Origin of the sequence: Pseudomonas sp. P7759 (assembly GCF_013386445.1) — a bacterium.
Taxonomy (GTDB): Bacteria; Pseudomonadota; Gammaproteobacteria; order Pseudomonadales; family Pseudomonadaceae; genus Aquipseudomonas; species Aquipseudomonas azotoformans_A.
Genome location: NZ_JACART010000083.1, coordinates 1 through 2,070 on the forward strand (window position 1 = coordinate 1; position 2,070 = coordinate 2,070).

At 60.1% G+C, this 2,070-nt stretch carries 3 protein-coding genes; 1 reads left to right on the forward strand and 2 read right to left on the reverse strand.

Annotation, left to right across the window (positions count from 1 at the left end; translation table 11 throughout):
• The coding region (gene msrA / locus HX823_RS30830) for a peptide-methionine (S)-S-oxide reductase MsrA (RefSeq protein ID WP_177078398.1) at positions 1 to 595 on the forward strand (595 nt) is incomplete at its 5' end.
• On the opposite strand, the gene HX823_RS30835 is transcribed toward msrA, so the two are convergent.
• Complete coding sequence (locus HX823_RS30835) at positions 596 to 1,024, reverse strand: nuclear transport factor 2 family protein (protein ID WP_177078400.1); 429 nt, start codon at positions 1,022 to 1,024, stop codon at positions 596 to 598.
• 108 nt (positions 1,025 to 1,132) lie between these two features.
• Positions 1,133 to 2,070 (reverse strand): alpha-E domain-containing protein (locus HX823_RS30840; RefSeq protein WP_256350344.1); only part of this gene is annotated, 938 nt, incomplete at its 5' end.

The window sequence follows — 2,070 nt, forward strand, 5'->3', positions numbered from 1 at the left end:
GCCGCCGGCCCTGGACCTGCCTGCAACCTCAGGCAACCTGCAAACCGCCGTGTTCGCCGGTGGCTGTTTCTGGGGCGTGCAGGGGGTATTCCAACACGTACAAGGCGTGAAAAACGCAGTCTCAGGCTACGACGGTGGGGCGGCGAGTACGGCGCAGTACGAATCCGTCAGCGAGGGCGATACCGGCCACGCCGAGTCCGTGTCCGTCACCTACGACCCGAGCACAGTCAGCTACGGCAAACTGCTGCAGATCTATTTCTCGGTCGCCCACAACCCCACCGAACTCAACCGCCAGGGCCCGGACACCGGTACCCAATACCGATCTGCAATCTTCGCGCAGAATGCCGAGCAGCAAAAAGTCGCCCAGGCCTACATCGCCCAGTTGGATGCCGCTAAATCCTTCGACAAACCCATCGTCACCCAGATCGAAATGGGTAAGGCGTTCTTCCCGGCGGAGTCCTACCATCAGGACTTCCTCACCGAGAACCCGTCTTACCCCTACATCGTGATCAACGACCTGCCGAAAGTGGCGCAACTGAAAAAGCTGTTTCCAGAGCAATACAGCGCCGAGCCGGTGCTGGTGAAAAACCAGTAATCAGCCTTTGGCCTTGGCCAGGTAAGGTGCCAGGCGCCGGCCCATTTCCACACCCAGGGCTTGCAGCCCGCTCAACGGGCGGACCATCACTTCAAACTCGATGATCTGCCCTAGTTCGTTGAAGCGGATCAGGTCGATGCCCTTGAGCTGCTTGTCGCCCACGCGCGCGCTGAATTCCAGCACCACACTCAGGCCATCGCCGGTGGCGAGTTCACGGTGATAAGTAAAGTCTTCGAAGACGTTGATCACCGTATTGAGGATCATCGACACCACCGGCGCGCCAGGGTAGGGCGTATGAGCCATAGGCGAGCGGAAGACGGCGTCGGGCGCCAACAGTTCGGGCAGGGCCTTGAGGTCACGATTGGCCAACATGGCATGCCAGCGTTGCAGGGTGTGTGCCGCTGCAGTGTTGAGCGTGAGTTCGGACATGTTCTGTACCTGTTCTTATGGTGGGAAGGCATTTCACCTGCCCAACATAAGAGCGGTATCCAAACAGGGTCAATCACCCTAACTTACAGATAAGTGACCTAAGCGCACTTAGACCATCTCCAGGTACGAGCTGTGAATCGCCCGCGCCAACTCGCGCACGGTGTCGATAAAGTCCGTGAGACGGGCGTGCAATCCCTCCTCAAGAATCTCGTCGATCCCGGTATACCTCAGCCGCGCCTCGAACTCTGCCGCCAAACGCTGCGCCGTGCGCCCATAACTGCCGGGCAGGTCCGCCAGGATATGGCTCAGTTCTTCGATGCAGGCATGCAACGAACGCGGCACATCACTGCGCAACAGCAGCAACTCGGACACGGAACGGGCATTCAAAGCATTCGGGTACAGCTCGGTATACGCCTCGAACGACGACAACGCGCGGAGCAGGGCGCTCCACTGGTAATAACCGCGTGCCGACAAGTCGCTGACCTCTTCCGACTCCTCGCCAAACATCTCGTAGCGCGCATCCAGCAGGCGCAGGGTGTTGTCCGCACGTTCGACAAAGGTGCCCAGGCGGATAAACCGATAGGCGTCATTGCGCATGATCGTCCCGGACGTCGCTCCCCGAAACAGGTGCGAGCGCTGCTTGACCCAATCACAGAAGTGACTGATGCCATGCCGCGCCAGGCCGCCGGCAGCGATGCTGCGCATTTCCAGCCAGGTGGCGTTGAGGTTTTCCCACATGTCGGCGGTGATGCGCCCGCGTACCGCGTGGGCATTGCCGCGTGCGGCACGCAGGCAGTTGTAGATGCTTGCGGGGTTTTCTTCGTCGAGTGCAAAAAAGTGCAGCATGCGCTCGGCATCCAGCTGTTTATGGCGCTCCAGGTAACTGTCCAGGGTGCCGCTGCTGAGCAACGACATGGCCAGCTCATCCAGGCCGTCACTGCGCCCGGCCTGGGGCATCAATGACAGGGAATAACTGACTTCGAGCATGCGCGCCAGGTTCTCGGCGCGCTCCAGGTAACGGGACATCCAGTACAGATCTGCGGCGG